The sequence below is a fragment of the Mycolicibacterium arabiense genome, from assembly GCF_010731815.2.
Lineage (GTDB): Bacteria > Actinomycetota > Actinomycetes > Mycobacteriales > Mycobacteriaceae > Mycobacterium > Mycobacterium arabiense.
This window is the reverse complement of record NZ_AP022593.1, coordinates 5,542,253-5,566,292: the sequence shown is the minus strand read 5'-3', so window position 1 is coordinate 5,566,292 and position 24,040 is coordinate 5,542,253. Positions and strand designations below refer to the sequence as shown.

The following is a 24,040-nucleotide window of genomic DNA, read 5'->3' as shown; positions in this document are numbered from 1 at the left end:
ATATGTCGCATACTGTAGCCGTTACAATCTTACAGCCTTCCGTAACGTATGCGGCTCTGTTCCCAGTGCCCAGGAGGACGCAGTGACCAAGCCCAAACTCGTATTCCATCCCTTTGCGCAGGAGTACTTCGACAACCCCTACGAGATCTACGCGCGGATGCGGGACGAAGCTCCCCTGTACTACGACGAGGCCGAGGACTTCTACGCGCTGACCAGGCATGAGGACGTCGCCGCGGCGTTTAAGGACCACGAGTCGTTCTCCTCCGCCCGCGGCTGTGATCTGAGCATGGTCCGCTCCGGCGAGGTGCCGCAGAAGTCGATCATCTTCATGGACCCGCCCGACCACCGGCACATGCGCAGCCTGCTCAACAAGGCGTTCACGCCGCGGGCCATCCAGTCCCAGCGCGACACGGTCGTCGAACTGGTCGAGCACTACCTGTCGAAGGTCGATCCGGACCACTTCGACGTCGTGCAGGACTTCTCGGGTCCGTTCCCCGTCGAGGTCATCACCCGGATGGCGGGCGTGCCGGAGGACTTCCGCCAGCAGGTGCGCCACTGGATCGACAAGAGCCTGGAGCGCAAGCCGGGCCAGATCGACATGGACGACGAGAACATGCAGGCCAACATCGACTCGGGCGTCTACTACTACGGCCTGGTCCAGGAGCGTCGGCAGAACCCGCAGGACGACATGATCAGTCGTCTCATCAGCGCGGAGATCCCGGGTGCCGACGGTCGGATGCGCAGCCTCGACGACATCGAGATCACCGGATTCACCGTGCTTCTCGGCGGCGCCGGTGCCGAGACCGTCACCAAGCTCGTCGGCAGCGCCGTCGTCGAATTCGCCCGGCACCCCGAGCAGTGGCAGAAGTTGCTCGACGACCGCAGCAAGATTCCCGCCGCCGTCGAGGAACTGCTGCGCTACGTCGGGCCGGTGCAGTACAACGTCCGCTACAGCGTCAAGGACGTCGAGCTGCCGTGCGGCACGATTCCCGCGCACAAGCCCGTCTTCCTGATGGGTGCGGCGGCCAACCGCGATCCGCGTGCGTTCGTCGACGGCGACACGTTCGACATCGACCGCGACCGCACGCAGGCGCAGAACCTGGGGCTGGGCTACGGCATCCACAGCTGCCTCGGTGCGGCGCTGGCCCGGATGGAGACCGCGATCGCGCTCGAGTACCTGCTCGACTTCATGCCGCGCTACGAGGTCGACTTCGACGGACTGCAGCGGGTGAACATGCAGAACGTCGCGGGGTACCACCACGTCCCGGTCAAGGTGCTGAGGTGACCATGGCTCAGAAGATCGAGGTCGACTTCGGGCTCTGCGAGAGCAACGGGATATGCATGGGCATCATCCCCGAGGTCTTCGAACTCGACGACGACGACTACCTACACGTCCACACCGACGAGGTCACGCCCGAGAACGAGCACCAGATCAAGGAGTCGGTGCGGCAGTGCCCGCGCCAGGCCATCGCCATCCGCGACGAATGACCTGACTTTCTCGCCGAAATGACGTTCCCTGTCGCTGCGCGAGCCTGTTGACAACCCTGCGTTCCGGCTCGGCGTAGCGCCCTCGCTGTCGGGGGGCCGCGTCACCCTCACGGCATGGCAACCATCTTCTTGGGCAGCGAGGCGCTCGCCTGCAACGAGGTCACCCCTGGTCAATTGCGTTGGCGATATCGCGCACTGTTCCCGAACGTCTACACACCGAAGATCGCCACACCGTCGTTGTACGCCAACACCGTTGGCGCCTGGCTGTGGTCGCGACGCACGGGGGTGGTGACCGGCCGGGCCGCCGCGGCGCTGCACGGGGCCCGGTGGGTAGCCGAGGACAGCCCGATCGAGTTGCTCGCCGTCAATCACCGCCCGCCGCAGGGCATCATCACGCGTGACGAACACTTCCTCTACGACGACGTGATCGAGATGCACGACATGGCGGTCGCGACGCCGCAGCGCGCCGCGTACGACCTCGGCCGTTACCTCCCTCGGGACGCAGCGGTCGTGCACCTCGATGCGCTGGCCCGCGCGGCGGGGATCCGCGCGGAACACGTTGCGCCTCTGGTCGCGCGTTACAAGGGTGCGCGAGGGATCAAACGACTGCGCACTGCCCTCGAACTGATGGACGGCGGCGCCCAGTCACCCAAGGAGACGTGGCTGCGCCTGCTGCTCATCGACGCCGGGTACCCGCGTCCGAAGACCCAGATTCCGGTCCTCGATGACTACGGCCACGCCTTCGCGTACCTCGACATGGGTTGGGACGACGAGGATCTGAAGATTGCCGTGGAATACGACGGCGAGCAGCACCGCACCGATCGTGCCCAGTGGACTTGGGACGTCACACGGTTGCGCAAGGTGCAGGACCGCGGTTGGCACCACGTCAAGGTGATCGCCGGCGACCGCCCGAACGACGTCCTGCGTCGGGTCGCGCAGGCGTGGGATTCCCGCCGAGGCGGACGCCAGCGTCGCTGAGACGCCGGCTCAACGACAGGGAATGTTGTTTCGGCGAGAAAGCCACCTCAGAAGCCGGAGAGGATGACCCCGTTGCACTCGGCCGCGGCCTGACGCAGCTTCAGCGCCTCCTGGTAGGCGTCGGAGTAGTACCACTCCTTGGCGGCTTCGACGGACTCGAACTCCAGGACGACGGTTTGGGTGCCGTGCCACTGGCCCTCGATCGTCTCGGCGGGCGGGCCGAACGCCAGCACGGTCGCATTGGCCATGGTCTGCATCGCGAGCTTGCCGTACTCGGCCATGCCTGCGGGGTCCTTGATGTCCTCGGTGATGATCACGTAGCCCTTGGCCATGTCGAATCTTTCTGTCTGTGGCGGTATTCGGATCAGATCTCGCTGATGGCGCGCTCGGGGCAGTTCTCGATGGCCTCGCGGGCGGCGGTCTCGAATTCCGTCGGGACGTCCCCGGGATTCGCGACGGCCCACCCGTCGTCGGTCATGTCGAACACCTCCGGGCACAGCGTCAGGCACATACCGTGGCCGGCGCAGCGATCCTCGTCGACGGTGACCCTCATCGAACGTCGAACTCCAGGTGCAGGTCGATGATGCCGCGCAGGATGAACGTCGGAATGTACTTGTAGTCCCGGCTTCCCGCCGGCCCGTGCTTCTCCTGGGAGATCCTGATGTCGGTGGTGCGGTCGAGCAGCCGCTCGAGACCGACGCGGGTCTCGGCGCGTGCGAGTGGGGCGCCAGGGCAGCTGTGGATGCCGCGGCCGAAGGCCAAGTGCTGACGGGCGTTCTTGCGGGCCGGGTCGAATTCGTCGGGTTCGTCGAAGCGGCGCGGGTCGCGGTTGGCGGCACCGTTGACCACCATCACGGTGGTGCCCGCCTTCAGCTGCTGATCGCCGACGGCTACCGGGGTGCGCGACAGTCGGAAGTCACCCTTGACGGGGCTCTCGTGCCGTAGCGCCTCCTCGATGAAGTTCGGCAGCAGGCTGCGGTCCTCGCGCACCCGCTTCTGGATGTCGGGGCGGTCGCCGAGCACCTTGAGCGCGGTGCCCAGCAGCCGGACGGTGGTCTCCTGCCCTGCCGAGAAGACGTTCGTGGCAACACGTGCGACGTCGCCTGCGGTGGGCGTGGTGCCGTCGGGGAACTGCGCGGTCGCCAGCCCGGTCAGGACGTCCTCGCGGGGGTTGCGCCTGCGGTCCTCGACGTAGTCCTCGAATTGCCCGTAGAGGAACTCCAGCGGCGAATGGGACAGCGACTCCTTGCTGGTGCTTCCCACGCCGCCACCGGAGTGCTGGGAGATGCCGTCGACGAACGCGTTGCGGTCCTCGGGCGGGATGCCCAGCAGGTCGGCGATGACGAGCAGCGTGAACGGGCTCGCGAAACCCTTGATGAACTCACCCTTGCCGGGCGCCAGGAACTCGTCGAGCACCCCGTCGGCCAGCTGCCACATCGCGTCCTCGTTCTCCTTGAGGCGCTTCGGGGTGATCAAGCGCATCAGCAGGGCACGGTGATTGGTGTGGGTGGGCGGGTCGAGCGTCGGCAACTGATCACTGAAGGGCAATTCGTCGCGGTGCTTCTCGATCAGTTCGCTGACGTCGTCCCCCTCCAGTGGCACGGGAAACCCCGGGAACGGACCCGTGACCGAGGTGCACGACGAGAACGTCTTCTCGTCGTTGTATACCGACACCGCCTCTTCCCAACCGGTCACCATCGTCACGCCGTAGTGGTCCTCGGGCTGCACCGGGCACTTGTCCCGCAACGCGTTGAAGTACGGATACGGATCCTCGACCAACCTCGGGTCCCTGAACCAGTCGATACCGGCGGGGTCGATCGCCATGTGTTGCACTCCGTTCCTGACGGCACCAGCATGATGAGAATGTGGCTCTCACTGATGAGTATCACATTTCCACAGCGACTGCTCTGCCGTCAACGAGGGCAAATGCCTAACCAACCCGCTCGTGGGTGCGGCTTTCCCGCGCGCACCGCGACGTCACGGAACGCGAGTGTCGCACTCCCGATCGGCCATTGTTGAGCGTTCGCCCAACATCGCCGTCGGAAGCACATATCCTCCGCCTGAGCGTGCTGTCCACGTTCATCCGCAAACCCTGGGAAGCAGAGGTGCCACTGCGATGACATCGGACGTCACGACGCATGCCCCGTCGGATCGAGATCCCGAGCTGGCCCGCCCGTGGGCGCCCCACCGGCGGTGGGCCTACCTCGCCCTCACGGCCTTCACCGGCTTCGCGTTCACCCTTGCCGTCGTCGGGGTCGGCACCCGGGTACTGCCGCCGTCGTTCACGGTCGACGTCGTCGCCAACCTCGCGTTCGGCCTGCCCGTCATCGTCCTGCCGCTGGTGTACCTATGGACCGGACGAGGTGAGCATCGGCCCCGCATCGAGCGGGCAGCCGAGCTGACGATGATCTACCTGCCCTACACCGCGGGCAGCCAACTCGGTTACGAGACGATCTTCCTCATCGGTCACCCCTTCGATCTGTGGACGCCGACGACGGACCCCGGGTGGAAGTGGCTGTGGTGGCAGTACGGTCTGGCCGACACTCGCTACACCAGTGCGAGCGACTGGATCTTCGGACTCGAACTCGTCGGCGTCATCACCGGCGCCATGCTGTTCGTCGTCTGGACGCGGCTGATGCGCACCGACCTCCCCACCGAGTCACGGATCCGCTGCCTGTGGCTGGCCTTCGCCGGTTGCGCCATGCTCATCAGCAGCACCGGGGTCTACTTCCTGTCGGAGGTGCGCGCCGGCTTCGGCGACATCGGTCAGGGCGCATTCGGGTTCTGGTTCAAGTTCATCGCCGAGAACGTGCCGTTCATGATCCTGCCGTTCTTCGTCCTGATCGCGATCCACCGTCAGATCGACTACCTGACCCGGCGGGCAGGAGTGCGCGCGACGTAGCCGCCGGACGTCAGTCCGGCCGCCGGTGTCGCAGCACCGCAGAGATCACGCTGACCCCGACGGCGAGGGCGAAGGCGCCCGGGATCAGATGGCGCGGGCCGTCGGTGGTGGCGTAGGCCCACAGCTGCAGCCCGCCTGCGACCAGCGCGAGGCACCCGAATGCCAGCGCGGCCACCCGCAGCGTCTTCGTCATCGGTCCAGTCTGCCGACCGGTCGGAGAACTCGATTTAGTTGGACACTGGTCAGCACACGCTCGACGGGTTAAGGTTCGCAAGTGCCGCAACCTTCGCGTGTCGATCGTGCTGACCATGGTCAGCGCAGGGCGACACTGCAGCGGGCGAAGTCGCGCGAGACCAAGCGGATGCTGGTGCAGGCGGCGATGTCGCTGTGGCGGACGCGGGGCTACGCCAATACGACCGTGGCCGAGATCTGCACGGCCGCCGGCGTCTCGAAGGCGCTGTTCTACTTCTACTTCCCCCGCAAGGAGGACGTGCTGTTCGAGGTCGGCGTCATGTCGACCCAGACCGCGCACCGCACCATCCACCATTTGCTCGCGGCGGACTACGACGTCGAACGGGTCGTCGCCGCCGCGCTCGAGACCCTGGAGAAGTCGATGGCCCGCAACCCCCGCGAACTCGTCGTCGAGACGATCCTCGAGGGTTACCGGCACGAACATCGACTACTGGCCGACGGCGAGCGCCTCGATCACGAGACCGACATGTTCACCGAGCTGTTCACCCGCGCGCGCACCGACGGGAAACTTGGACGTGCCGTCGACGACGCGGACGTCGCCCACCTCGTCTACCTCGCACGGACCATGGTCAGTGAGGGCGCCCGGCACTGGGCCGCAGGCGCATTCGGCGACCGATCATTCGCCGACGTCGTGACCGCAGACATCATCACGCTCGTCGATGGCTACCGCCACCGCAGCTAGCTCCCGACCACTGGCAAGGAGGCCATATGTGGGACTTCGAGACCGATGCCGAATACCAGGCGCAACTGGACTGGGCCGACGCGTTCGTCCGCGACGAGATCGAACCGCTCGACCTGATCTGGCCGCACCTGCAGTTCACCCCGCTGACCGAGACGCGCCGCAAGGTCGTCGACCCGCTCAAGGAGCAGGTACGTCAAAAGGGATTGTGGGCAACGCATCTGGGTCCCGACCTCGGCGGTCAGGGCTACGGCCAGTTGAAGCTGGCACTGCTCAACGAGATTCTCGGTAGGTCCCAGTGGGCGCCGATCGTCTTCGGCTGCCAGGCGCCCGATACCGGCAACGCCGAGATCATCGCGCATTACGGCACCCCCGAGCAGAAGGAGCGCTACCTGCGCCCGCTGCTCGACGGCGAGCTGTTCTCCAGTTACTCGATGACCGAACCGCAGGGCGGTGCGGACCCCACGCAGTTCACGACGCGCGCGGTCCGCGACGGTGACGACTGGGTGATCAATGGCTGGAAGTACTTCTCCTCCAACGCCAATACGGCCGCGTTCCTCATCGTGATGGTCGTGACCAACCCCGACGTCAGCCCGTATCAGGGCATGTCGATGTTCCTGCTCCCCACCGACACTCCCGGCGTGCGGATCGTGCGCAACGTGGGCCTGCACGGCGAACCCGACGGCGAGGGCAGCCACGCGCTGATCCACTACGACGGCGTGCGGGTGCCGGATTCGGCGTTGCTCGGCGGTGAGGGCCAGGCGTTCGCGATCGCGCAGACCCGCCTCGGTGGTGGGCGCATCCACCACGCCATGCGGACGATCGGGCTGGCGCAGAGGGCGATCGACATGATGTGCGAGCGGGTGTTGAGCCGCACGACCGCGGGCAGCCTGCTCGCCGACAAGCAGGCCGTGCAGGGCTACATCGCCGACTCCTACGCCCAACTCAAGCAATTCCGACTGATGGTGCTGTACACCGCTTGGGAGATCGACAAGTTCAACGACTACAAGAGGGTTCGCAAGGACATCGCGGCGGTCAAGGTGGTCATGCCCACCGTGCTGCACGACATCGCCTGGCGCGCCATGCAGGTGCACGGTGCGCTCGGCGTCACCAACGAGATGCCGTTCCTCGGCATGGTGACGGGCGCGGCGGTGATGGGCCTGGCGGACGGACCCACCGAGGTACACAAGACCACGGTGGCCAAGCAGGTGCTCCGCGGCTACCAGGCAGCCGAGGACGTCTGGCCCACCGAGTGGCTGCCACGCAAGCGCGACGCCGCGCGCCAGCGCTTCGCCGAGTTCCTGGACCTGGACGCGGCCGAACTGTGAGCGATCCGGCCATCGACGTCACCCGCCTTGCCGCGTGGATGGACGACGCCGGACTGCCGGGCGCTGGGGAACCGCTCGCCGCGCGGTTCCTCTCCGGCGGTACGCAGAACGTCATCTACGAACTCACCCGCGGCGAACACCGGTGCGTCATCCGGATGCCACCGCCCGGCGCTCCCCCGGACCGCGACGAGGGCATCCTGCGGGAGTGGCGCATCATCGAGGCGCTCGACGGTACCGACGTGCCCCATGCCGAGGCGATCGCCGTCTGCGACGACGCGAGCGTGCTCGGCCGGACCTTCTACCTGATGGGCTTCGTCGACGGTTGGTCGCCGATGGACGAACACGCGAAATGGCCTGCGCCGTTCGACACCGATCTGGCCGCCCGGTCCGGGCTGAGTTACCAACTGGCCGGGGGCATTGCGCTGCTGTCGAAGGTGGACTGGCGGGGCAGGGGGCTGCACGACCTGGGCAGGCCCGACGGCTTCCACGAACGCCAGGTCGACCGCTGGACCGGCTTCCTGGCACGCATCCAAAAGCGCGACCTGCCAGGCCTCGACGTGGCGACGAGCTGGCTTCGGGCCCACCAGCCGCTCGACTTCGTCCCCGGTCTGATGCACGGTGACTACCAGTTCGCGAACGTCATGTACTCCCACGGCGCGCCGGCCCGGCTGGCGGCACTCGTGGACTGGGAGATGGGGACGGTCGGCGACCCCAAGCTCGATCTCGGCTGGATGGTGCAGTCGTGGCCGGCCGACACCAACGCCCCGGCCGAGTCGGAGATGAGCTACGTCGACATGCGGGGCATGCCGTCACGCGACCAGGTCGTCGCGCACTACGCCGAGGTATCCGGGCGGCAGGTCGACGACCTGGACTACTACCTGGTGCTCGCGAAGTGGAAGCTGGCCATCGTGTTGGAGCAGGGCTTCCAGCGGGCCGGCGACGACGAGAAGCTACTGGCGTTCGGCCCGGTCGTCACCGACCTGATGGCCTCGGCCGCCGACCTCGCCGAGTCCACCGACTACGCGGGCTGACCCGTGCGCGCTGCGCTGTGTCCTGCCTACGGGCCGCCCGAGGTGGTCAGGGTCGAGGAGATGCCCCCGCCACGGCTCGCCGACGGGCAGGTGTTGGTTCGCGTCGACGCAGCCGCCGTCAACTTCCCCGACGTCCTGCTGATCGCCGGCGACTACCAGGTCAGCGTCCCAGCTCCGTTCGTGCCGGGCAGCGAATTCGCCGGTCGGATCGTCGAGACCTCAGGCGACACCGGTGAGTTCGCCGTCGGCGACCGCGTGACCGGCACGGGCATGTTCGGCGCGTTCGCCGAGCTGGTCGCCGTGCCCACCGGTGGCCTCGCGCGCATCCCGGGGGGCATCGCGACCGCGGCGGCCGCGGCGTTCGGTGTGGCTCACCGCACGGCGTACCACACGCTGCGCTCGGTGGCGGCGATAGAGGCCGGTGACGACCTGGTGGTGCTGGGCGCGGGCGGCGGCGTCGGTCTCGCCGCGGTGCAACTCGGCGTAGCGTTGGGGGCCAGGGTCACCGCCGTGGCGTCGACGCCGGAGAAACTGGACGTCGCAACACGATACGGCGCCACGAACGTGATCGGCCACCGCGACGTCGACGTGCGTGCGGCGCTGCGCGCCGTGCTGCCCGAAGGTGCCGCAGCCGTCGTGGACCCGGTGGGCGGCGCGCTGTCCGAGCCCGCCCTGCGGTCGCTGCGTCGGGGTGGCCGCTTCGTCACCGTCGGCTACGCCTCCGGCGAGATCCCGCGCATTCCCCTGAACCTAGTGCTGGTCAAAGGTATTGGCATCGTCGGCTTCCAATTCCAGGACGTGCCGGGCGCGGAGTTCGCCCGCAACGAGGGTGAACTCCACGAGCTGCTCGCCACCGGCCGGGTGTCGCCTCACGTCGGCGCGACGTACCCGCTCGCCGAGGCCGCGGCTGCGCTGCGGCACGTCGCCGACGGCCGGGCGATCGGCAAGGTGCTGATCGACGTGAGCGGCGTGGGCTGACGCCGCTCGCGTCGATCAGCCGCCAGGTCAGCTCGCCGGAACCAGATCCGCTGCCACCGAGGGCACTGCGGTGGCGCCGCACAGGAACGTCTCGGCCCGTCCGATCGCGGTCGCGTCGACGCCCGAGGCTGCCAGCGCCTGCGCCTTGAACGCCCGGGCCGCGGCGCTGAGGTGGTGTTCGACGGATCCGACCGTGGCATCGAGCCGGTCGGGCCAGTCGTCACCCCACAGGGTCACCTCGGTCATGCCGTGGCCGAGTGCGTTCATCACGCCCTCGCGCACGCGGGCGTCGGAGGTGAACAGGTCGGCCGAGACCGCGACGGTCTGCGGGTGCGGACGGTCGGCCCACATCTCGAGGGCCACCTCGAGATCCTGGACCTCGACGCCGAGGATCGACAGCGGCCGCAGGTCCTCGGTACCGGAGATGAGCACGGTGACGTCCCAGCCGGCCATGACGCGATCGACGAGCCAACCACCGGCGTGACTGACCACTTCCGGAACGCTCGCAGCGACGACGTCGAGGCGGTACCTCACGTCGCGCTCCGGCCCGGACCCGTGCTCGCCGTGGCTGCCGCCGGCGGGGCGAAGTCGCGTGCCAGCGACTCGCCGTACTGCTTGAACACGTCGTTGAGGGGAATCGAAGGGTCGAGCAGCCATGCGGTCTCCATTCCATTGACGAATGCCAAAATCTCGACGGCCTTGATGGCCGGGTCGAAGTCGGTGCGGTACCGCCCGGCAGCCTGACCACGTCGGATCAGGTCGGTGACGATCTCGACCGCCGCGCGCTGACGCTGCAGTAGCCGGTCGTGCAGCGGCGCGTCGGGCGCGATGTTCTCGATCAGCAGCACGGTGAAGGTGCCCACCAGCTCGGGGGCCCGGTCGAATCGTTCGGCGACGCGGCAGATCTCGGTGACGAGGTCACCGGACCGGTCGGCATGGGTGTCGTCGTCGGCGTCGCGCGCGTCGAGCACGGCGTTGAGCAGCTGTTCCTTGGACTCGAAGTGGTGCAGCAGGCCCGCGGGGCTGACGCCCGCTTCCTTGGCGATCTGAGCGAGCGAGGTGTTGCGCCATCCGTTGCGCGCGAGGAGGCGTTCGGCCACCGAGAGGATCCGCAGCTTGCGGTCCTCACCCTTTGCCAGCAGCGACGCGTACGGCCGCTGTAGCGGTGCCGTCACGTCCTGGGACTGCGTTGCGGCAGACACTGAACCCCTTCGTTCAACCAACCAACTGAACACACAGTAGGTAGGTTCGACCCGTGTGACAAGGGTCTCAGCGAAACTGGGTTTCGACGCGCGTCACATCGCAGGTCCAGGCGCGATTTCGGCGCGGATTCCCGCGTTGGGGGCCGGAAAGCGCGCCGAAATCGCAGTCAGAGGCCGAGCGACTTCGCGATGATCACCTTCATGACCTCGCTCGTGCCGGCGTAGATCCGGGCCACGCGGGCATCGGTGTAGAGCCGGGCGATCGGATACTCCATCATGTAGCCGTAGCCGCCGAACAGTTGCAGACAGCGGTCGATGACCCGGGCCTGCATCTCGGTGCAGAAGAGCTTCACCCGCGCGGCGTCGGGCGCCGAGAGTTCGCCATCGACGTGCAGCGTGACGGCCCTGTCGAGCATGGCCTGGGCCGCCTCGACCTCGGTCGAGCACGCCGCCAACTCGAACTTCGTGTTCTGGAACGACGCCACCGGCGTGCCGAACGCCTTGCGGCTCTGGGTGTACTCGATGGCCGCGCCGATCGCCGATCGCGCCTGGGCGACCGAGCCGACCGCGACGGTCAGCCGCTCCTGCGGCAGGTTGTGTCCGAGGTATCCGAACGCCTCGTCGACCTCGCCGAGCACGTTGCCCGCTGGCACCCGGACGTCGACGAACGACAGCTCCGCGGTGTCCTGGACCTTGCAGCCCATCTTCTCCAGTTCGCGCCCGCGGGTGAACCCTGGCATCCCGTCCTCGACCACCAGCAGCGTCAGCCCCTTGCGCCGGTTGCCGGGATCGGTGGACGTTCGTGCCACCACGATCACCAGGTCGGCTTGCATGCCGCCGGTGATGAACGTCTTGGCGCCGTTGACGACCCAGTCATCACCGTCACGCACGGCCGTGGTCCGCATGCCCGCGAGGTCGGAGCCAGTACCGGGTTCGGTCATCGCCACCGCGGTCAGCAGTTCACCGCTCGCCAGCCCGGGGAACCACCGCGTGCGCTGTTCGGCATTCGCGTAGTGCAGGAAGTACGGCAGGATCACCTCGAGCTGGGTCCGCACCGTGGAAAGCGTGACGAGCGCCTTCGCCGACTCCTCCTGCAGCACCACGTTGTAGCGGTAGTCGGGCATCCCGCCGCCGCCGTATTCCTCGGGGATCGCCATGCCCAGCATGCCGAGCGAGCCCATCTTCTCGAACACCTCGCGGGGCATCCGGCCGCCCTTCTCCCACTCGGGATAGTGCGGCACCACTTCCTTCTCGACGAAGTCGCGGGCCAGTTCGCGGAACGACTCGTGGTCCTCGGTGAAGAGGTCTCGGCGCATGGCGCCTCCTTTGGGTCGGGGGCTCGGGTCAGGGCATCAATTCGACGAGCGTGGCGTTGGCAGTGCCGCCGCCCTCGCACATCGTCTGCAGGCCATACCGAATTCCGTTGTTGCGCATGTGATGAATCAACCGGGTCATCAGCACCGCACCCGACGCGCCGAGCGGGTGGCCGAGCGCGATCGCGCCGCCCAGCGGGTTGAGCGCATCCTCGTCGGCACAGGTGTCGGCGAGCCACGCCAGCGGCACCGGCGCGAAGGCCTCGTTCACCTCGAACACCCCGACGTCGGCGATGCCGACTCCCGCCTTGTGCAGCACCTTCTCGGTGGCCGGGATGGGGCCCGTGAGCATGAGTTTGGGATCGGCACCGGTGACGGCACCCGCGACGTAGCGGGCCAGCGGTGTGAGCCCGAGGGACACGGCGTTCTCGGCGGTCATGACCAGCAACGCCGCCGCACCGTCGGAGATCTGCGACGAATTGCCCGCGTGGATGACGCCGTCCTCGGTGAACGCGGGCTTGAGCCCGGCGAGTTTCTCCGGCGTGGTGCCACGACGAATGCCCTCGTCTTCGGTCACGACGCCGCCGTCGGTGAACACGGGCACGATCTGATCGGTGAACGCACCCGCGTCCTGCGCCGCCGCGGCCCGCTCGTGCGACCGGGCCGAGTACTCGTCGAGACGGGCCCGAGACAGCCCCCACTGTTGGGCGATCAGCTCCGCCGAGATGCCCTGGTTGAACGAGAAGTCGTCGTACCTGGCAAGCACTTTCGGGCCGTAGGGCATGCCGGTGGCGCGGGCGGAACCCAGCGGCACCCGGCTCATCACCTCGACTCCCCCGGCCACCACCACGTCCTGCTGGCCCGACATCACGGCCTGCACCGCGAAGTCCAGGGCCTGCTGGCTGGACCCGCAGGCCCGGTTCACCGTGGTGCCCGGGATGTGTTCGGGCCAGCCCGCCGCCAGAACGGCGTAGCGGCCGATGTTGCTCGACTGGTCGCCAACCTGGGAGACGCAGCCCCACACCACGTCGTCGACGACGGCCGGGTCGACGCCGGTGCGCTCGGCGAGTTCGTTGAGTACGAGCGCCGACAGGTCGGCCGCATGCTGTTCGGACAGTCCGCCGTTGCGCTTGCCCACGGGCGTGCGCACGGCCCCGACGATGACGGTTTCCCTCATTGCTCCTGCTCCCTCTCGTACGAAGCCCACCGACCGGTGAACTCCGGCTCGCGCCTGGTGGCGAAGGCGGCGTAGGCCTCACGCGAGTCTGCCGTCGCGAAGTTCCCCGGTTGCGCCCGGGCCTCGTTGGCCAGCGCCTGGCGCAGCGTCGCGTCGGCCCCGTCGTTGAGCAGCGCCTTGCTCTGCGCCAGCGCATAGGGCGGGCCGTCGGCGAGTCGGCGCGCGAGATCGTCGACGAACCCGTCGATCTCGTCCGCCGCGCGTACCCACGTGACGAGACCCAGGCCGTGCGCCTCCGTCCCGTCGATCATGTCCGCCAGCAGCACGAGCCGCTTGGCCTGTTGCAGCCCGACCAGTTTGGGCAGCAGCCACGACCCGCCGAGATCGACCGACAGCCCGCGCTTGGTGAAGATCTGGCAGAACCGCGACTCGGGCGTCGCCACCACGAGGTCGCACCCGAGCGCGAGGTTCCATCCGGCGCCGACCGCGACGCCGCGAACCTTGGCGATCGTCGGTATCGCCAGCTCGTGCAGCGCGAGCGCGACATCGGTCAGCCGGTCCAGCTTGTACCGTGGGTGCACGTCCTCGGGCACCGAGATGTCGGCGCCCGAGCAGAACGCGTCACCGGCGCCGGTGAGGATCAGCGCACGGACGTCGCGGTCGCGCTTGAGTTCGCGCAACGCGTCGGCGAGTGCCACCCAGGACCGTGCATCCAGCGCGTTCTTGCGCTCGGGCCGGTTCAGCGTCAGCGTCCGCACGCCGTCGCGATCCGAGGTCAGCAGCACGTCGTCACCGGTGTCGGCGGAGTCGGCCATCAGTGCGCGGGTCCGATCACGCCGTTGGCACGCAACCGCGCCAATTCGTCTGCGCCCAGCCCCAGTTCACCCAGTACCGCGTCGGTGTGCTCGCCCAGAGCGGGTATCGCGCCCATCGGCTGGGTGAAGCCGCTGATGACCGGCGGCGGACGCAGCGCGGCGATGTCGCCCTTGGGGGTGCCGACGGTGCCCCACCGGTCGCGCGCGCTCAGCTGGGGATGCCGGATCACCTCGCTCGGGAGGTTGTAACGCGAGTTGCCGATGCCGGCTTCGTCGGCGACGCGCTGGATCTCGGCGAGATCGTGTCGGGCACACCAGGTCCCGATGGCCTCGTCGAGGATCGCGCGGTGCGCGCAGCGACCGGAGTTGGTCGCGAACCGCGGGTCGTCCGCGAGGTCGGGCCGGTCGATGATCTCGCGGGCCACCCGCTGCCATTCGCGGTCGTTGGTGGTGCCGAGGACGACGGTCTGGCCGTCCCCGGTAGGGAACGCGCCATAGGGTGCCACCGCGGGTGAGCCGACGCCGAGCGGCTCCTGGTCGATGCCGGAGTGCTGGGTGTAGGTGAGCGCGTAGCCCATCACGTCGGTCATCACGTCGAACAGGCTGAGCTGCACCGACGGGGCTGCGGATCCCGCAGGCCGTTTGCCGCGCCCGAACAGCAGCGCGAGGATGGAGATCGCCGCGTAGAGCCCGGTGGTGAAGTCGGCCATCGCGGGACCCGGCTTGGCAGGCATCCCGGGATACCCGGTGATGGCACAGGACCCCGACTCCGCCTGCACCAGAAGGTCGTAGGCGCGCTTGTGCGAGATGGGTCCGCCGGGGCCGTAGCCGTCGATCTCCAGCGGTATGACGCCGGGGTGGCGCTCCGCGAGGTCCACCGCGGTGAGCCCGAGGCGAGCCAGCGCTCCCGGCGCGAGGTTGGAGACGAAGGCGTCGGCGCCATCGAGCAGCCGGTGCAGCAGCTCCACGCCCTCGGGCGACTTCGTGTTGAGCGTCACCGACTCCTTGCCGCGGTTGCACCACACGAAGTGCGCGGCCAGCCCACCGGGACCGTTGACGACGTCGTCGTAGTCGCGGGCGAAGTCACCGCCGGCGGGGTTCTCGACCTTGATGACGCGCGCACCGAAGTCCGCGAGCACCCGGGTACACATCGGTGCGGCCACCGCCTGCTCCATGGCAACGATCGTGACGCCGGCCAGCGGCGCGTTCGACGAATCCGCCACGGTGGTCACATGACCATGCCGCCGTCGACCGGCAGCACCTGGCCGGTGATGTACGACGCGGCATCCGACGCCATGAACACGAACGCTCCTGCGATCTCGGCAGGCTCCGCCCACCGCTTCATCGGGATGCGCGCCATCATGTTGGCGGCGAACTTTTCGTTGGTGCGGATCGTTTCGGTCATGGGCGTCGCCGCAAGGGGGGCAAGGGCATTGACCATGATGCTCTTGGTGGCCAGCTCGCGGGCCAACGACTTCGTGAAGCCGATCAGCCCGGCCTTGGCAGCCGAGTAGTTCACCTGGCCGAGGGTTCCGGTGAGACCCGCCGCCGACGTGACGTTGATGATGCGGCCGGTGCCGTCGGTCGGGATGTACGGCAACGCCGCCTGAGTGCAGTGGAACGTGCCCATCACGTGCACGTCGAAGGTCAGGCGGAACGTCTCGTCGGTGAGCTTGGGGAACATCGCCGGGGCGGTGACGCCCGCGTTGTTGACCAGGATGTGGATCGCTCCTCCGCCGAGTTCGGCGGCCGCGGCGGCTGCGGCGTCGGCGGCGGCGCGGTCGCCGACGTCGAGGACGTGGCTGTCCGCGGTGCCGCCCGAGGCGCGGATCGTCTCGGCCACCGATACGGCTGCGTCACCGTCGATGTCGGTGACGAGCACCGCCGCGCCCGCCTCGGCCAGGGCCGCGGCGACTGCCGCGCCGATGCCTGCCGGAGCGCCTGCGCCGGTCACCATGGCCGTCCGGCCGCCCAGGTCGAAGTACCCCATGCTCGTCGTGCTCCGTTCTCAGTAGCTGCGCGGAAGGCCGAGCACGTGCTCGCCCAGGAAGTTGAGGATCATCTCCTGGCTCACCGGAGCGATCTTCATCAGACGCGCCTCCCGGAAGTACCGGGACACGTGGTACTCCTCGGAGTAGCCCATCCCGCCGTGCAGCTGCAGCGCCCGGTCGGCGGCGGCGAAGCCGGCGTCGGCGCACAGGTACTTGGCCGTGTTCGCCTCGCGCCCACAGGGTTTGCCGTTGTCGTAGAGCCAGGTGGCCTTGCGGAGCACCAGCTCGGCGGCGTCGAGCCGGGCCAGCGAGTCCGCGAGCGGGAACTGCAGGCCCTGGTTCATGCCGATCGGCCGGTCGAACACGACGCGCTCGTTGCCGTACTTGACGGCCTTCTCGAGCGCGACCCGGCCGATGCCGAGGGCCTCGGCCGCAATGAGCATGCGCTCCGGGTTGAGGCCGTCGAGGATGTACTTGAAGCCCTGCCCCTCCTCGCCGACACGGTCCTCGACGGGCACCATCAGGTCGTCGATGAACAGCTCGTTGGAGCTGACGGCGTTGCGGCCCATCTTCCTGATCGGCCGGATGTCGACGTGGGCGCGGTCGAGGTCGGTCATGAACAGCGTCATGCCGTCGGTCTTCTTGGCGCCCCGCCGCTTCAGGTCCTCCGGGGTCTCGGTGCGGGTCAGGAGCAGGATCTTCTCCGACTCCAGCGCCTTGGAGATCCACACCTTGCGGCCGTTGACGCGGTAGGCGTCACCCTCGCGCTTGGCGAACGTCGTGATGCGCGAGGTGTCCAGTCCCGCACCGGGTTCGGTGACGCCGAAGCAGACGTGCAGGTCACCGTCGACGATCCGCGGCAGGGTGCGAGCCTTGAGTTCGTCGGAGCCGTGCTTGACGACGGGTTGCATGCCGAAGATGGAGAGGTGAATGGCGCTGGCGCCGTTCATCGCAGCGCCCGAACGCGACACCTCCTCGAGCAGCAGGGTGGCCTCGGTGATGCCCAGGCCGTGCCCGCCGTACTCCTCGGGGATCGTCATGCCCAACCAGCCGCCGCCTGCGATGGCGTCGTAGAACTCCCGGGGGAATTCGTGGGCCTCGTCCTTCTCCATCCAGTAGTGATCGTCGAACCGGCTCGCGAGTTCGGCGACCGACTTGCGGATCAGCTCCTGGTCCTCGCTGAGTTCGAAGCTCATTCCATCGGCCACGACGTCCTCCTCGACGTTCAAAACATTGGTTTACTATGTATCACACCGTGCGGACGCCCGCCGACGCGGGAGGTCTGCTCCCTGCCGACGGGCCGCCGAACTCAATCCTTGTTGCCGGTCAGTTCCTTTGCGTTGGCGGCGAACTGAGCGAAGTCCGACTTGCCGTGGTCGTGCTTGGACAGCGCCTGGACCGAGACGTCGTGGCCCTCGGCGGCCTTGCGCAGCGCACCGACGGTGGCCTGTTCCTTGCCGATGTGGGTGAACGGGTCGAAGTGGTACCACCGCATGGCGTTCTGGTAGGTCATCTTGTCGATGTCGGCGTCGGGTACCGAGTTGGCCTTCAGCACCTCGTCGAGCTGTTCGGGCGCGTTGGGCCACATGGAGTCCGAGTGCGGGTAGTCGGCTTCCCAGCAGATGTTGTCGACGCCGATCTGGTCGCGCATCGTGACACCCACCGGGTCGGCGATGAAGCACGTGAGGAAGTGCTCGCGGAACACCTCGGACGGCAGCTTGCCGCCGAAGTCCTGGTGCGTCCACGTCGAGTGCATTTCGTACGTGCGGTCGATGCGCTCCAGGAAGTAGGGGATCCACCCGGTGCCGCCCTCGGACAGCGCGATCTTGAGCGTCGGGTACTTCTTCACCGGCGCCGACCACAGCAGGTCGGCCGCGGCCTGCACGATGTTCATCGGCTGCAGGGTGATCATCACGTCCATCGGCGCATCGGGCGCGGTGATGGCCAGTCGGCCCGACGATCCGATGTGCACGTTGAGCACGGTCTCGGTGTCCACCAGAGCCTCCCAGAGCGGCGTCCAGTAGTCGTCGTGGAAGCTCGGGTAGCCCATCGCGGCCGGGTTCTCGCTGAACGTCAGCGAGTGCACGCCGCGGGCGGCGTTGCGCCGCACCTCGGCGGCGCACGCCTCGGCGTCCCAGATCACCGGCAGGGTCATCGGGATGAACCGCGCCGGATACGCCCCGCACCATTCCTCGACGTGCCAGTCGTTGTAGGCCTGCACCAGTGCCAGCGAGAACTCCGGGTCCTCGGTGGCGAACAGCCGACCCGCGAAGCCCGGGAAGGACGGGAAGCACATGGAGCCGAGGATGCCGCCGGCGTTCATGTCCTTGACCCGCTCGTCGACGTCGTAGCACCCCTTGCGGATCTCGTCGAGACCCTGCGGTTCCAGGCCGTACTCCTCCTTCGGGCGGCCGGCGACGGCGTTGAGCGCCACGTTCGGAATCACGATATCCCGGAACTGCCACGTGTCGCTGCCGTCGGCGTTGTGTACCAGCCGCGGCGCCTCGTCGCGGTACTTCGCCGGCAGGTGGTTGGCGAACATGTCCGGCGGTTCGACGATGTGGTCGTCCACGCTGATCAAGATCATGTCGTCTTTGTTCACGACCGCTCCCTCCTTCAGGCCCGTTCGGGCCGCTGTTCGGGTTGGTTCTCTACTAGAGGAAACTAGCTTCTCGCGATTTGAGAATCAACATCCGCAGCGCGCTGTCACGGTTCTGACCCCGACATTTGCGCGCGATGAGGACCGTTGTCCGAGCCCTGGTCACGACACTCTCATTGACCGCTTCACCAAAGAGTGGAAATCTATTGGTCAAATATGAGAACCTGATTCTCGCAAGCGAGAGTCCAGAGAGGAGACGCCCGTGCGGGTGACCCCGATGCAGCCCGACGAGTGGGATGACGACGTCGTCAAAGCGCTGTCGGTCATGGTCTCGCCGGACCGCATGGAACGCCGTGACGTCGGGTCGGCTCTCTCCACGCTGGTACGCCATCCCAAGTTGACCCGGGCGTTCCTTCGGTTCAACGGCTACCTGCTGTTCGGTTCGACGCTGCCGGAACGGTTGCGCGAGCTGGCGATCCTGCGTGTGGCACATCGTCGCAACTGTGCCTACGAGTGGCAACACCACGTCGAGATGGGCGCCGAGGCCGGCCTGGCCCCCGACGTCATCGACGGCGTGACACGCGGAGAGGCGTCCGACCCACTCGACCAGGTGGTGCTCACCGCGGTCGACGAACTCGAAGTGGACTCGAACGTCTCGGACGCGACGTGGGCGGCACTGTCCGAGCACCTCGACGAGCGCCAGCGCATGGACCTCGTCTTCACGATCGGCTCATACGGCCTTCTGGCCATGGCCTTCAACACCTTTGGCGTCGTACCGGAACAGGAGAACTGAACATGCCCTTCTTTGCCAAGCCCGAAGAGGGTAGTTGGACCGAGCACTGGCCCGAATTGGGCACGGCCCCGGTCAACTACGAGGACTCGATCGACCCCGAGCACTTCAAGCTCGAGCAGCAGGCGATCTTCCGCAAGACCTGGCTGAAGGTCGGACGCGTCGAGCAACTGCCAAAGAAGGGCAGCTATTTCACCCGCGAAATGCCCGCAGCGGGTGCAGGCACGTCGGTGATCATCGTCAAGGACAAAGAGGACATCGTCCGCAGCTTCTACAACCTGTGCCGCCACCGCGGCAACAAGCTGGTGTGGAGCGACTACCCCGGTGAAGAGGTGTCGGGCGTCTGCCGCCAGTTCACCTGCAAGTACCACGCCTGGCGGTACGGCCTCAACGGCGACCTGACCTTCGTGCAGCAGGAGGGCGAGTTCTTCGACCTCGACAAGGGCGATTACGGCCTGGTCTCGGTCCGGTGCGAGGTCTGGGAAGGCTTCATCTTCATCAACTTCGACGACGACGCAGCCCCGCTGTCGGAGTACCTGGGCGACTTCGCGAAGGGCCTGGAGGGTTACCCCTTCCACGAGATGACCGAGCACTACAGCTACCGCTCGGAGATCAACGCCAACTGGAAGCTGTTCATCGACGCGTTCACCGAGTTCTATCACGCGCCGATCCTGCACATGAAGCAGGCGGAGAAGGAGGAGGCCGAGAAGCTGGCCCAGTTCGGCTTCGAGGCCCTGGCCTACGACATCAAGGGCGATCACTCGATGGTGTCGTCCTGGGGCGGCATGAGCCCGCCGAAGGACCTCAACATGGTCAAGCCCATCGAACGCATCCTGCACAGCGGGCTCTTCGGACCGTGGGATCGCCCCGACATCAAGGGCATCCTCCCCGACGAGCTGCCGCCTGCGATCAACCCCGGACGCCACAAGACTTGGGGCACCGACTCATTCGAGTTCTTCCCCAACTTCACCCTGCTGTTCTGGGCGCCGGGCTGGTACCTGACGTACAACTACTGGCCCGTCGCCGTCGACAAGCACATCTTCGAGGCCGACCTGTACTTCGTGCCGCCGAAGAACCTGCGCCAGCGCCTGTCGCAGGAACTCGCCGCAGTGACGTTCAAGGAGTACGCGTTCCAGGACGCCAACACCCTCGAAGCCACCCAGACGCAGATCGGCACCCGGGTGGTCACCGACTTCCCGCTGTGCGACCAGGAGATCCTGCTTCGCCACCTGCACATGACCGCGCACCAGTACGTTGACCGGTACAAGGCATCCCTGAACGCCAACGGATCCGCGTCCAACGGGAACTCGTCCGCCGAAACAGGGGCCGTCACGTCAGGCGAGAAGTCCGCAGAGAAGGAGTCGGCGAATGTCTAAGCTGCCCGAAGAATTCGCCGACCTCGAGCGGTTCTCCGACTGGTGCCTGCCCACCGAGGAGGAGCGGTACGCCAAGCGTCTGGCGTCGTCCATGGACGAGATGCAGGAGCTGTACGACGCGGGCTTGGCGAGGCTCGAGGACATCATGGTCTACGTCGACGAGCGGTTCCCGCTGGCGGGTATGCCCGAGGACGCCAAGGCGCTCGTGCACCTCGGGCAGTCGATCGTGATGGTGAGCTTCCCCATCGAGGTGTGGAAGCAGCCACGCGTGCTCGACAGCGGCGCGGCCTACATCAAGCTCATCAAGGAGCCGGTGGTCTAAGCGTGCCCACAGCACTCACGCTCAAGGCAGCGGGATACGTCGACGTCGACGCCGGTGAGATCGTGCGGCCGGCCGTGATCCACGTCGAGGGCGACGTCATCGTGGGCGTCGGCGGCGATCATCCAGCGGAGTCGTCGACCGTGCTCGACCTGGGCGACGCGATCCTGCTGCCCGGGCTGATGGACATGGAGGTCAACCTCCTGATGGGCGGGCGCGGCGAGAACCCGGGCCTGTCACAGGTCCAGGACGATCCGCCCACCCGCACGCTGCGCGCGGTCGGCAACGCCCGCCGCACGCTGCGGGCCGGGTTCACCACCGTGCGCAACCTCGGGCTGTTCGTGAAGACCGGTGGCTACCTGCTCGACGTCGCGCTCGGCAAGGCGATCGACGCCGGCTGGATCGAGGGCCCGCGCGTCATCCCGGCGGGCCATGCGATCACGCCGACCGGCGGGCACCTCGATCCGACGATGTTCGCCGCGTTCATGCCCGGTGCGCTCGAGCTGACGGTCGAGGAGGGCATCGCCAACGGCGTCGACGAGATACGCAAGGCGGTGCGATACCAGATCAAGCACGGCGCCCAGCTGATCAAGGTGTGCGTGTCCGGCGGCGTCATGTCGCTGACCGGTGAGGCCGGCGCGCAACACTATTCGGACGAGGAACTACGCGCGATCGTCGACGAGGCACATCGCCGCGGGTTGCGGGTGGCTGCCCACACCCACGGCGCCGAAGCCGTCAAGCACGCCGTTGCGTGCGGCATCGACTGCATCGAACACGGCTTCCTCATGGACGACGAGGCGATCCAGGCCCTGGTCGACAACGACCGGTTCCTGGTGACCACCCGTCGCCTCGCGGAGGCCATGGACGTGTCCAAGGCGCCGAAGGAGTTGCAGGACAAGGCCGCCGAGATGTTCCCGAAGGCCAAGACGTCGATCAAGGCGGCCTACGAGGCAGGGGTCAAGATCGCCGTCGGCACTGATGCGCCCGCCATCCCCCACGGGCGCAACGCCGACGAACTCGTCACCCTCGTCGAGTGGGGCATGCCGCCCGCAGCGGTGCTGCGGGCAGCCACCGTCGTCGCCGCGGATCTGATCAACCGCACCGACCTTGGCCGGATCGAACGGGGTTACCTCGCCGACGTCATCGCGGTGCCCGGTGATCCCCTGACCGACATCACCGTTACACAGCGGGTCAACTTCGTAATGAAGGGCGGTAAGGTCTACCGACATGACAGTGCCAACTAGCGCGTCGCGAACCTCGGATCTGGTCGAGATCCAACAGCTGCTGGCCAAGTACGCCGTCACCATCACCCAGGGGGACGTCGAAGGCCTGGTCGAGGTCTTCACCCCCGACGGCACCTACAGCGCATTCGGCTCCACCTACACGCTCGCTCGCTTCCCCGAACTCGTCGAGGCAGCACCCAGCGGGCTGTTCATGACCGGCACGTCGCTCGTCGACCTCGACGAGAACGACCCGGACAAGGCAAGCGGCACGCAGACCCTGTGCTTCATCGAGCACTCGAAGCACGACATGCGGATCGGCTACTACCGGGACACCTACGTGCGCACCCCGGACGGCTGGCGGCTCAAGACCCGTGCGATGACGTTCATCCGACGCAACGGCGACCACGACTCCGGCCGCCCGCACGCCATCGGCAGGCCGGAAGCCGGATGAGCACTTCCACCGGAACGGCGGTTCCCACCGAGACCACCGACACGACCGAGTTCCGGTCGCAGTTGGTCGCCTGGCTCGACGAGAACGACCTCACACCACCCCCGGACGACTCCCTGCAGGGCCACATGCGCCAATTCGCCAGGGTGCAGCGGGCACTGTACGACGCCGGGTGGAGCCGCCAGGGCTGGCCCGAACACGCCGGTGGCCTCGGAGGTCCGGACATCCTGCGGGCGATCGTCGGCGAAGAGGTGGTGGGTCGCCGACTCGCCGAGCCCGGGCCGTACTCGATGCTCGAGGTGCTGGCACCGACGATGATCGACTACGCCTCGCCCGAACTCGCCGCGGAGATGGTGCCCAAGCTGCTCAGCGGCGAGGAGCAGTGGTGTCAGGGCTTCTCCGAGCCCGGCTCGGGAAGTGATCTGGCCTCGCTCAGCACGCGCGCCGAACAGCGCGACGGCACGTGGATCGTCAACGGGCAGAAGGTCTGGACGAGTTTCGCCCAGTACTCCCACCGGTGCATCCTGCTCACCCGCACCGGCGGCCCGGAGACGCCCGACCACGAGGCGATCACCGCGTTCTTCGTCGATCTCGACACCCCCGGCATCACGGTGCGCCCGCTGCGCACCATGCACGGCGTCGACGAGTTCTGCGAGGTCTACTTCGACGACGTGGCGGTCGACGAGAGCCGGATGCTGGGCAAGCCCGGCGACGGTTGGCGGCTGGCGATGGATCTGCTGCCCTATGAACGCTCCACCTGCTTCTGGCAGCGCATCGCCTACCTCTACTCGCGATTCGACACGCTCGTCAATGAGGTCAAGGGCATCGGCCAGGCCGTCGACTCGGACATGGGCGAGGCGTATCTGGCCCTGCACACCCTGCGCTGCCGCTCCCGCGCCACCCAGCACCGGCTGGCGGACGGCCAGCGGCTGGGCCCGGACACCTCGATCGACAAGGTGCTGCTGGCCGCCGCCGAGCAGAAGCTCTACGACACCGCCCGCGATCTGCTCGCGGGGTCGATCGAACTGGACGACACCGCCTGGCGCACCGAGTACCTGTACTCACGCGCCGCCACGATCTACGGCGGCACCGCAGAGGTGCAGCGCAACATCATCGCCCGCCGCCTCTTGGATCTCGGGAAGGAGTGACCG

Annotated in this window: 27 protein-coding genes; 14 read left to right on the top strand and 13 right to left on the bottom strand. The window is 67.4% G+C overall.

Annotated elements, in window-relative coordinates; all coding sequences use genetic code 11:
• Window positions 1-82 precede the first annotated feature (82 nt).
• The 3 genes from G6N61_RS28530 (at window position 83) to G6N61_RS28520 (ending at window position 2,466) form a co-directional block, all read left to right on the top strand.
• Complete coding sequence (locus G6N61_RS28530) at window positions 83-1,285, top strand: cytochrome P450 (RefSeq protein ID WP_163924213.1); 1,203 nt, start codon at window positions 83-85, stop codon at window positions 1,283-1,285.
• Between the two features lie 2 nt (window positions 1,286-1,287).
• A complete protein-coding gene (locus G6N61_RS28525; protein ID WP_163924212.1) occupies window positions 1,288-1,488 on the top strand; it encodes a ferredoxin in 201 nt (66 codons plus the stop codon).
• A 114-nt stretch (window positions 1,489-1,602) separates the two neighbouring features.
• Entirely contained in the window at window positions 1,603-2,466 is an 864-nt protein-coding gene (locus tag G6N61_RS28520; RefSeq protein WP_163924211.1) for a putative endonuclease domain-containing protein, read from the top strand.
• Window positions 2,467-2,513: 47 nt separating this feature from the next.
• Here G6N61_RS28520 and G6N61_RS28515 read toward each other — a convergent pair whose 3' ends face one another.
• The 3 genes from G6N61_RS28515 to G6N61_RS28505 are packed head-to-tail and all read right to left on the bottom strand — an operon-like array spanning window position 2,514 to window position 4,290.
• Complete coding sequence (locus G6N61_RS28515) at window positions 2,514-2,798, bottom strand: DUF1330 domain-containing protein (protein ID WP_163924210.1); 285 nt, start codon at window positions 2,796-2,798, stop codon at window positions 2,514-2,516.
• Between the two features lie 32 nt (window positions 2,799-2,830).
• Window positions 2,831-3,019: a ferredoxin gene (locus G6N61_RS28510; RefSeq protein WP_163924209.1), complete on the bottom strand. Its 189-nt coding sequence runs from the start codon at window positions 3,017-3,019 to the stop codon at window positions 2,831-2,833.
• Window positions 3,016-4,290, bottom strand: coding sequence for a cytochrome P450 (locus tag G6N61_RS28505; RefSeq protein ID WP_163924208.1), 1,275 nt, complete (start codon window positions 4,288-4,290; stop codon window positions 3,016-3,018). The genes G6N61_RS28510 and G6N61_RS28505 overlap by 4 nt, the downstream gene beginning before the upstream one ends.
• Before the next feature lie 292 nt (window positions 4,291-4,582).
• Here G6N61_RS28505 and G6N61_RS28500 point away from each other — a divergent pair, with 292 nt between their 5' ends.
• A complete protein-coding gene (locus tag G6N61_RS28500) occupies window positions 4,583-5,368 on the top strand; it encodes an emopamil-binding protein (protein WP_163924207.1) in 786 nt (261 codons plus the stop codon).
• Window positions 5,369-5,378: 10 nt separating this feature from the next.
• On the opposite strand, the gene G6N61_RS28495 is transcribed toward G6N61_RS28500, so the two are convergent.
• On the bottom strand, window positions 5,379-5,561 hold the full coding sequence (locus G6N61_RS28495) for a hypothetical protein (protein WP_163924206.1): 183 nt from the start codon (window positions 5,559-5,561) through the stop codon (window positions 5,379-5,381).
• A gap of 81 nt (window positions 5,562-5,642) precedes the next feature.
• Here G6N61_RS28495 and G6N61_RS28490 point away from each other — a divergent pair, with 81 nt between their 5' ends.
• Genes G6N61_RS28490 through G6N61_RS28475 form a run of 4 tightly spaced genes read left to right on the top strand, consistent with a single transcriptional unit; the run spans window position 5,643 to window position 9,636 of the window.
• On the top strand, window positions 5,643-6,302 hold the full coding sequence (locus tag G6N61_RS28490; RefSeq protein ID WP_235887334.1) for a TetR/AcrR family transcriptional regulator: 660 nt from the start codon (window positions 5,643-5,645) through the stop codon (window positions 6,300-6,302).
• Between the two features lie 26 nt (window positions 6,303-6,328).
• Window positions 6,329-7,627 carry an acyl-CoA dehydrogenase family protein gene (locus tag G6N61_RS28485; protein ID WP_163924205.1) on the top strand — a complete coding sequence of 433 codons (1,299 nt, stop codon included), beginning with the start codon at window positions 6,329-6,331 and terminating at the stop codon, window positions 7,625-7,627.
• Between the two features lie 38 nt (window positions 7,628-7,665).
• Window positions 7,666-8,658: a phosphotransferase family protein gene (locus G6N61_RS28480; RefSeq protein ID WP_163925168.1), complete on the top strand. Its 993-nt coding sequence runs from the start codon at window positions 7,666-7,668 to the stop codon at window positions 8,656-8,658.
• A gap of 3 nt (window positions 8,659-8,661) precedes the next feature.
• Entirely contained in the window at window positions 8,662-9,636 is a 975-nt protein-coding gene (locus G6N61_RS28475; RefSeq protein WP_163924204.1) for an NADPH:quinone oxidoreductase family protein, read from the top strand.
• A 27-nt stretch (window positions 9,637-9,663) separates the two neighbouring features.
• Here G6N61_RS28475 and G6N61_RS28470 read toward each other — a convergent pair whose 3' ends face one another.
• From G6N61_RS28470 to G6N61_RS28430, 9 genes are all read right to left on the bottom strand, one after another.
• Window positions 9,664-10,170, bottom strand: a complete 507-nt coding sequence (locus tag G6N61_RS28470) for a hypothetical protein (RefSeq protein WP_163924203.1) — start codon at window positions 10,168-10,170, stop codon at window positions 9,664-9,666.
• The gene (locus tag G6N61_RS28465) at window positions 10,167-10,811 is read right to left on the bottom strand and encodes a TetR/AcrR family transcriptional regulator (RefSeq protein ID WP_163925167.1); all 645 of its coding nucleotides are present in this window, start codon (window positions 10,809-10,811) and stop codon (window positions 10,167-10,169) included. Before G6N61_RS28465 ends, G6N61_RS28470 begins: the two co-directional genes overlap by 4 nt.
• Window positions 10,812-11,005: 194 nt before the next feature.
• A complete protein-coding gene (locus G6N61_RS28460; RefSeq protein ID WP_163924202.1) occupies window positions 11,006-12,154 on the bottom strand; it encodes an acyl-CoA dehydrogenase family protein in 1,149 nt (382 codons plus the stop codon).
• A gap of 28 nt (window positions 12,155-12,182) precedes the next feature.
• Window positions 12,183-13,328, bottom strand: coding sequence for a thiolase family protein (locus tag G6N61_RS28455; protein ID WP_163924201.1), 1,146 nt, complete (start codon window positions 13,326-13,328; stop codon window positions 12,183-12,185).
• Window positions 13,325-14,143 carry an enoyl-CoA hydratase/isomerase family protein gene (locus G6N61_RS28450; RefSeq protein WP_163924200.1) on the bottom strand — a complete coding sequence of 273 codons (819 nt, stop codon included), beginning with the start codon at window positions 14,141-14,143 and terminating at the stop codon, window positions 13,325-13,327. The genes G6N61_RS28455 and G6N61_RS28450 overlap by 4 nt, the downstream gene beginning before the upstream one ends.
• Window positions 14,143-15,375 (bottom strand): CaiB/BaiF CoA transferase family protein, encoded by a 1,233-nt coding sequence (locus G6N61_RS28445; protein ID WP_407666331.1) that lies wholly within the window; start codon window positions 15,373-15,375, stop codon window positions 14,143-14,145. Before G6N61_RS28445 ends, G6N61_RS28450 begins: the two co-directional genes overlap by 1 nt.
• Entirely contained in the window at window positions 15,372-16,133 is a 762-nt protein-coding gene (locus tag G6N61_RS28440; RefSeq protein WP_163924199.1) for an SDR family NAD(P)-dependent oxidoreductase, read from the bottom strand. Before G6N61_RS28440 ends, G6N61_RS28445 begins: the two co-directional genes overlap by 4 nt.
• An 18-nt stretch (window positions 16,134-16,151) precedes the next feature.
• Window positions 16,152-17,330, bottom strand: coding sequence for an acyl-CoA dehydrogenase family protein (locus tag G6N61_RS28435; protein WP_163925165.1), 1,179 nt, complete (start codon window positions 17,328-17,330; stop codon window positions 16,152-16,154).
• 113 nt (window positions 17,331-17,443) lie between these two features.
• Window positions 17,444-18,736, bottom strand: coding sequence for an amidohydrolase family protein (locus tag G6N61_RS28430; RefSeq protein ID WP_163924198.1), 1,293 nt, complete (start codon window positions 18,734-18,736; stop codon window positions 17,444-17,446).
• Window positions 18,737-18,995: 259 nt separating this feature from the next.
• On the opposite strand from G6N61_RS28430, the gene G6N61_RS28425 reads away from it, so the two are divergent.
• From G6N61_RS28425 to G6N61_RS28400, 6 genes are read left to right on the top strand one after another with little or no spacing between them, the layout of a single operon-like run.
• Window positions 18,996-19,526 carry a carboxymuconolactone decarboxylase family protein gene (locus G6N61_RS28425; RefSeq protein ID WP_163924197.1) on the top strand — a complete coding sequence of 177 codons (531 nt, stop codon included), beginning with the start codon at window positions 18,996-18,998 and terminating at the stop codon, window positions 19,524-19,526.
• 2 nt (window positions 19,527-19,528) lie between these two features.
• On the top strand, window positions 19,529-20,899 hold the full coding sequence (locus tag G6N61_RS28420; protein WP_163924196.1) for an aromatic ring-hydroxylating oxygenase subunit alpha: 1,371 nt from the start codon (window positions 19,529-19,531) through the stop codon (window positions 20,897-20,899).
• Complete coding sequence (locus G6N61_RS28415) at window positions 20,892-21,221, top strand: hypothetical protein (RefSeq protein WP_163924195.1); 330 nt, start codon at window positions 20,892-20,894, stop codon at window positions 21,219-21,221. Before G6N61_RS28420 ends, G6N61_RS28415 begins: the two co-directional genes overlap by 8 nt.
• A gap of 2 nt (window positions 21,222-21,223) precedes the next feature.
• Complete coding sequence (locus G6N61_RS28410; protein ID WP_163924194.1) at window positions 21,224-22,462, top strand: metal-dependent hydrolase family protein; 1,239 nt, start codon at window positions 21,224-21,226, stop codon at window positions 22,460-22,462.
• Window positions 22,446-22,892, top strand: coding sequence for a nuclear transport factor 2 family protein (locus tag G6N61_RS28405; protein WP_163924193.1), 447 nt, complete (start codon window positions 22,446-22,448; stop codon window positions 22,890-22,892). Before G6N61_RS28410 ends, G6N61_RS28405 begins: the two co-directional genes overlap by 17 nt.
• Window positions 22,889-24,037, top strand: a complete 1,149-nt coding sequence (locus tag G6N61_RS28400) for an acyl-CoA dehydrogenase family protein (RefSeq protein ID WP_163924192.1) — start codon at window positions 22,889-22,891, stop codon at window positions 24,035-24,037. Before G6N61_RS28405 ends, G6N61_RS28400 begins: the two co-directional genes overlap by 4 nt.
• Window positions 24,038-24,040 lie beyond the last annotated feature (3 nt).

What these genes read in the sequence shown, in the direction of transcription:
- G6N61_RS28405 (WP_163924193.1), top strand. Translation starts at nt 22,446, where the DNA reads ATGACAGTGCCAACTAGCGCGTCGCGAACCTCGGATCTGGTCGAGATC.
- G6N61_RS28480 (WP_163925168.1), top strand. Translation starts at nt 7,666, where the DNA reads ATGGACGACGCCGGACTGCCGGGCGCTGGGGAACCGCTCGCCGCGCGG.
- G6N61_RS28450 (WP_163924200.1), bottom strand. Translation starts at nt 14,143, where the DNA reads ATGGCCGACTCCGCCGACACCGGTGACGACGTGCTGCTGACCTCGGAT.
- G6N61_RS28525 (WP_163924212.1), top strand. Translation starts at nt 1,288, where the DNA reads ATGGCTCAGAAGATCGAGGTCGACTTCGGGCTCTGCGAGAGCAACGGG.
- G6N61_RS28420 (WP_163924196.1), top strand. Translation starts at nt 19,529, where the DNA reads ATGCCCTTCTTTGCCAAGCCCGAAGAGGGTAGTTGGACCGAGCACTGG.
- G6N61_RS28505 (WP_163924208.1), bottom strand. Translation starts at nt 4,290, where the DNA reads ATGGCGATCGACCCCGCCGGTATCGACTGGTTCAGGGACCCGAGGTTG.
- G6N61_RS28415 (WP_163924195.1), top strand. Translation starts at nt 20,892, where the DNA reads ATGTCTAAGCTGCCCGAAGAATTCGCCGACCTCGAGCGGTTCTCCGAC.
- G6N61_RS28510 (WP_163924209.1), bottom strand. Translation starts at nt 3,019, where the DNA reads ATGAGGGTCACCGTCGACGAGGATCGCTGCGCCGGCCACGGTATGTGC.
- G6N61_RS28515 (WP_163924210.1), bottom strand. Translation starts at nt 2,798, where the DNA reads ATGGCCAAGGGCTACGTGATCATCACCGAGGACATCAAGGACCCCGCA.
- G6N61_RS28485 (WP_163924205.1), top strand. Translation starts at nt 6,329, where the DNA reads ATGTGGGACTTCGAGACCGATGCCGAATACCAGGCGCAACTGGACTGG.
- G6N61_RS28460 (WP_163924202.1), bottom strand. Translation starts at nt 12,154, where the DNA reads ATGCGCCGAGACCTCTTCACCGAGGACCACGAGTCGTTCCGCGAACTG.
- G6N61_RS28400 (WP_163924192.1), top strand. Translation starts at nt 22,889, where the DNA reads ATGAGCACTTCCACCGGAACGGCGGTTCCCACCGAGACCACCGACACG.
- G6N61_RS28495 (WP_163924206.1), bottom strand. Translation starts at nt 5,561, where the DNA reads ATGACGAAGACGCTGCGGGTGGCCGCGCTGGCATTCGGGTGCCTCGCG.
- G6N61_RS28455 (WP_163924201.1), bottom strand. Translation starts at nt 13,328, where the DNA reads ATGAGGGAAACCGTCATCGTCGGGGCCGTGCGCACGCCCGTGGGCAAG.
- G6N61_RS28440 (WP_163924199.1), bottom strand. Translation starts at nt 16,133, where the DNA reads ATGGGGTACTTCGACCTGGGCGGCCGGACGGCCATGGTGACCGGCGCA.
- G6N61_RS28520 (WP_163924211.1), top strand. Translation starts at nt 1,603, where the DNA reads ATGGCAACCATCTTCTTGGGCAGCGAGGCGCTCGCCTGCAACGAGGTC.
- G6N61_RS28435 (WP_163925165.1), bottom strand. Translation starts at nt 17,330, where the DNA reads ATGAGCTTCGAACTCAGCGAGGACCAGGAGCTGATCCGCAAGTCGGTC.
- G6N61_RS28500 (WP_163924207.1), top strand. Translation starts at nt 4,583, where the DNA reads ATGACATCGGACGTCACGACGCATGCCCCGTCGGATCGAGATCCCGAG.